Consider the following 5345-nt stretch of genomic DNA (forward strand, 5'->3'; position numbering starts at 1 on the left):
TAAACCCTGGCGATGACCTACTCTCGCATGGCTTGAGCCACACTACCATCGGCGCAGCTGCGTTTCACTTCCGAGTTCGGGATGGGATCGGGTGGTTCCACAGCGCTAATTTCACCAGGGAGGCTTTTGGAGAGTCGCACTCGTCCCGTTGGGACAAGGCGCCAGCCTCGCATAGTTCTTGTGACGTAGCGTGCACTTGGATGCTCTTACGACGTTGTCGTAAAGCCAAGGCAACTTGAGGTTATATGGTCAAGCCGCACGGATCATTAGTATCAGTTAGCTCAATACATTGCTGTACTTACACACCTGACCTATCAACCACGTAGTCTACATGGTTCCTTCAGGGGGCTTGTGCCCCGGGAGATCTCATCTTGAGGCGCGCTTCCCGCTTAGATGCTTTCAGCGGTTATCGCTTCCGAACATAGCTACCCGGCAATGCCACTGGCGTGACAACCGGAACACCAGAGGTTCGTCCACTCCGGTCCTCTCGTACTAGGAGCAGCCCCTCTCAAATCTCCAACGCCCATGGCAGATAGGGACCGAACTGTCTCACGACGTTCTGAACCCAGCTCGCGTACCACTTTAAATGGCGAACAGCCATACCCTTGGGACCGACTACAGCCCCAGGATGTGATGAGCCGACATCGAGGTGCCAAACACCGCCGTCGATATGAACTCTTGGGCGGTATCAGCCTGTTATCCCCGGAGTACCTTTTATCCGTTGAGCGATGGCCCTTCCATACAGAACCACCGGATCACTAAGTCCTAGTTTCCTACCTGCTTGATCCGTCGATCTTGCAGTCAAGCACGCTTATGCCTTTGCACACAGTGCGCGATGTCCGACCGCGCTGAGCGTACCTTCGAGCTCCTCCGTTACTCTTTAGGAGGAGACCGCCCCAGTCAAACTACCCACCATACACGGTCCCCGACCCAGATAATGGGCCCAGGTTAGAACGTCAAGCACGACAGGGTGGTATTTCAAGGATGGCTCCGCTGCAGCTAGCGCCACAGTTTCATAGCCTCCCACCTATCCTACACAGACGAACTCAACGTTCAGTGTAAAGCTATAGTAAAGGTTCACGGGGTCTTTCCGTCTTGCCACGGGAACGCTGCATCTTCACAGCGATTTCAATTTCACTGAGTCTCGGGTGGAGACAGCGCCGCTGTCGTTACGCCATTCGTGCAGGTCGGAACTTACCCGACAAGGAATTTCGCTACCTTAGGACCGTTATAGTTACGGCCGCCGTTTACTGGGGCTTCGATCAAGAGCTTCGCCTTGCGGCTGACCCCATCAATTAACCTTCCAGCACCGGGCAGGCGTCACACCCTATACGTCCACTTTCGTGTTTGCAGAGTGCTGTGTTTTTGATAAACAGTCGCAGCGGCCTGGTTACTGCGACCCTCTTCAGCTATAGCTCGCACGAGCCACCAAAAAGGGTGCACCTTCTCCCGAAGTTACGGTGCCATGTTGCCTAGTTCCTTCACCCGAGTTCTCTCAAGCGCCTGAGAATTCTCATCCTACCCACCTGTGTCGGTTTACGGTACGGTCTGCGTAAGCTGAAGCTTAGGAGCTTTTCCTGGAAGCGTGGTATCAGTGACTTCGCCATAAAGGCTCGTCTCGGTGCTCGGTCTTAAAGGATCCCGGATTTGCCAAAGATCCAAACCTACCGCCTTTCCCCAGGACAACCAACGCCTGGTACACCTAACCTTCTCCGTCCCTCCATCGCACTTACGCGAGGTGCAGGAATATTAACCTGCTTCCCATCGACTACGACTTTCGTCCTCGCCTTAGGGGCCGACTCACCCTGCGCCGATTAACGTTGCGCAAGGAAACCTTGGGCTTTCGGCGTGCGGGTTTTTCACCCGCATTATCGTTACTCATGTCAGCATTCGCACTTCCGATACCTCCAGCAGACTTCTCAATCCACCTTCAACGGCTTACGGAACGCTCCTCTACCGCGCATACAAAGTATGCACCCCAAGCTTCGGTTCACTGCTTAGCCCCGTTAAATCTTCCCCGCAGACCGACTCGACCAGTGAGCTATTACGCTTTCTTTAAAGGGTGGCTGCTTCTAAGCCAACCTCCTGGCTGTCTGTGCCTTTCCACATGGTTTTCCACTTAGCAGTGAATTTGGGACCTTAGCTGTGGGTCTGGGTTGTTTCCCTTTTCACGACGGACGTTAGCACCCGCCGTGTGTCTCCCATACAGTCCGTCTCGGTATTCGGAGTTTGCAATGGTTTGGTAAGTCGCGATGACCCCCTAGCCATAACAGTGCTCTACCCCCGAGAGGATACATATGAGGCGCTACCTAAATAGCTTTCGAGGAGAACCAGCTATCTCCGGGTTCGATTAGCTTTTCACTCCTAATCACACCTCATCCCCTACCTTTGCAACGGGAGTGGGTTCGGGCCTCCAGTGCGTGTTACCGCACCTTCACCCTGGGCATGACTAGATCACCCGGTTTCGGGTCTACTGCCCGCGACTATGCGCCCTTATCAGACTCGGTTTCCCTTCGCCTCCCCTATACGGTTAAGCTTGCCACGAACAGTAAGTCGCTGACCCATTATACAAAAGGTACGCAGTCACTCCTTGCGGAGCTCCTACTGCTTGTACGCACACGGTTTCAGGTTCTATTTCACTCCCCTCTCCGGGGTTCTTTTCGCCTTTCCCTCACGGTACTGGTTCACTATCGGTCGGTCAGTAGTATTTAGCCTTGGAGGATGGTCCCCCCATGTTCAGACAGGGTTTCACGTGCCCCGCCCTACTCGTCTTCACTGAAATGGCCCTTTCAGATACAGGGCTATCACCTTCTATGGCCACTCTTTCCAGAGTGTTTTCCTAGAACCAAATCAGCTTAAGGGCTAGTCCGCGTTCGCTCGTCGCTACTTACGGAATCTCGGTTGATTTCTTTTCCTCTGGTTACTTAGATATTTCAGTTCACCAGGTTCGCTTCCAGCAGCTATGTATTCACTGCAGGATACCCGCAAGCGGGTGGGTTTCCCCATTCGGACATTACCGGATCAAAGCTTGTTGCCAGCTCCCCGATACTTTTCGCAGGCTGCCACGTCCTTCATCGCCTCTGACCGCCAAGGCATCCACCGTGTGCGCTTATTCGCTTGACCATATAACCGCAAGTTGCCTTGGGTTATATATATGACCCGGGGGTACAAAGCCCGGATACGAATATAACGACTCAATCAATAAAGAGACTTGCGTCTCTCGCCTTAGCCTCACGACACGTCTGATAGAACATCTCAAACGCTCGCTACGTCACAAGTTTTAAAAGAACACGTACCAGCCACAGTGCTGATGCGTATAAAGATCGATTGTATGCGTCATTCAGAGAATGGTGGGTCTGGGTAGACTCGAACTACCGACCTCACCCTTATCAGGGGTGCGCTCTAACCACCTGAGCTACAGACCCGGAAATACGCTTTCCGGAACAAACTCGAACATGGTGGAGCCTGTCGGGATCGAACCGACGACCCCCTGCTTGCAAAGCAGGTGCTCTCCCAGCTGAGCTAAGGCCCCAAAAGGGACTCTCATATCGGCCTGGCCGACATGATTCTCTGAATGCAGGTACTTTGTGAAGACGCCCGACAGGACGATGCTGTCTTTGCTCAAAAGGAGGTGATCCAGCCGCACCTTCCGATACGGCTACCTTGTTACGACTTCACCCCAGTCATCGGCCACACCGTGGCAAGCGCCCTCCCGAAGGTTAAGCTACCTGCTTCTGGTGCAACAAACTCCCATGGTGTGACGGGCGGTGTGTACAAGGCCCGGGAACGTATTCACCGCAGCAATGCTGATCTGCGATTACTAGCGATTCCGACTTCATGGAGTCGAGTTGCAGACTCCAATCCGGACTGAGATAGGGTTTCTGGGATTGGCTTACCGTCGCCGGCTTGCAGCCCTCTGTCCCTACCATTGTAGTACGTGTGTAGCCCTGGCCGTAAGGGCCATGATGACTTGACGTCATCCCCACCTTCCTCCGGTTTGTCACCGGCGGTCTCCTTAGAGTTCCCACCATTACGTGCTGGCAACTAAGGACAAGGGTTGCGCTCGTTGCGGGACTTAACCCAACATCTCACGACACGAGCTGACGACAGCCATGCAGCACCTGTGTTCGAGTTCCCGAAGGCACCAATCCATCTCTGGAAAGTTCTCGACATGTCAAGGCCAGGTAAGGTTCTTCGCGTTGCATCGAATTAAACCACATACTCCACCGCTTGTGCGGGCCCCCGTCAATTCCTTTGAGTTTCAGTCTTGCGACCGTACTCCCCAGGCGGCGAACTTAACGCGTTAGCTTCGATACTGCGTGCCAAATTGCACCCAACATCCAGTTCGCATCGTTTAGGGCGTGGACTACCAGGGTATCTAATCCTGTTTGCTCCCCACGCTTTCGTGCCTCAGTGTCAATGTTGGTCCAGGTAGCTGCCTTCGCCATGGATGTTCCTCCTGATCTCTACGCATTTCACTGCTACACCAGGAATTCCGCTACCCTCTACCACATTCTAGTCATCCAGTATCCACTGCAGTTCCCAGGTTGAGCCCAGGGCTTTCACAACGGACTTAAATAACCACCTACGCACGCTTTACGCCCAGTAATTCCGAGTAACGCTTGCACCCTTCGTATTACCGCGGCTGCTGGCACGAAGTTAGCCGGTGCTTATTCTTTGGGTACCGTCATCCCAACCAGGTATTAGCCGGCTGGATTTCTTTCCCAACAAAAGGGCTTTACAACCCGAAGGCCTTCTTCACCCACGCGGTATGGCTGGATCAGGCTTGCGCCCATTGTCCAATATTCCCCACTGCTGCCTCCCGTAGGAGTCTGGACCGTGTCTCAGTTCCAGTGTGGCTGATCATCCTCTCAGACCAGCTACGGATCGTCGCCTTGGTGGGCCTTTACCCCGCCAACTAGCTAATCCGACATCGGCTCATTCAATCGCGCAAGGTCCGAAGATCCCCTGCTTTCACCCGTAGGTCGTATGCGGTATTAGCGTAAGTTTCCCTACGTTATCCCCCACGACAGAGTAGATTCCGATGTATTCCTCACCCGTCCGCCACTCGCCACCCAGAGAGCAAGCTCTCCTGTGCTGCCGTTCGACTTGCATGTGTTAGGCCTACCGCCAGCGTTCACTCTGAGCCAGGATCAAACTCTTCACTTAAAACTACATGATCCGAAGATCAAAATTTAAAGCTGCAGATGATTGATTCTGGCAACGTATCGCTTGCTTTAAAACAATTAATAGTTGCTTGATCAAACGTCTGCAAGATGGACAATCATCCTTCCTGCAGGCGCCTTCACAAGATACCTGCGCATACTTTCAAAGATCCGGGGAAG

The 5345-nt window shown here is 53.4% G+C and carries 2 tRNA genes and 3 rRNA genes; all 5 read right to left on the reverse strand.

Annotated elements, in window-relative coordinates:
* Positions 1 to 4: 4 nt before the first annotated feature.
* Positions 5 to 119, reverse strand: a 5S ribosomal RNA gene (rrf, locus tag DFO63_RS21855).
* A gap of 126 nt (positions 120 to 245) precedes the next feature.
* Positions 246 to 3123, reverse strand: a 23S ribosomal RNA gene (locus DFO63_RS21860).
* A 225-nt stretch (positions 3124 to 3348) separates the two neighbouring features.
* Positions 3349 to 3425: transfer RNA gene (locus DFO63_RS21865), tRNA-Ile, on the reverse strand.
* Positions 3426 to 3456: 31 nt separating this feature from the next.
* Positions 3457 to 3532, reverse strand: a tRNA-Ala gene (locus DFO63_RS21870).
* Between the two features lie 92 nt (positions 3533 to 3624).
* A 16S ribosomal RNA gene (locus DFO63_RS21875) occupies positions 3625 to 5169 on the reverse strand.
* The 16S, 23S and 5S rRNA genes sit together here with 2 tRNA genes alongside, the layout of an rRNA operon.
* Positions 5170 to 5345 lie beyond the last annotated feature (176 nt).

This window comes from Stenotrophomonas sp. AG209, assembly GCF_003550055.1.
Taxonomy (GTDB): domain Bacteria; phylum Pseudomonadota; class Gammaproteobacteria; order Xanthomonadales; family Xanthomonadaceae; genus Stenotrophomonas.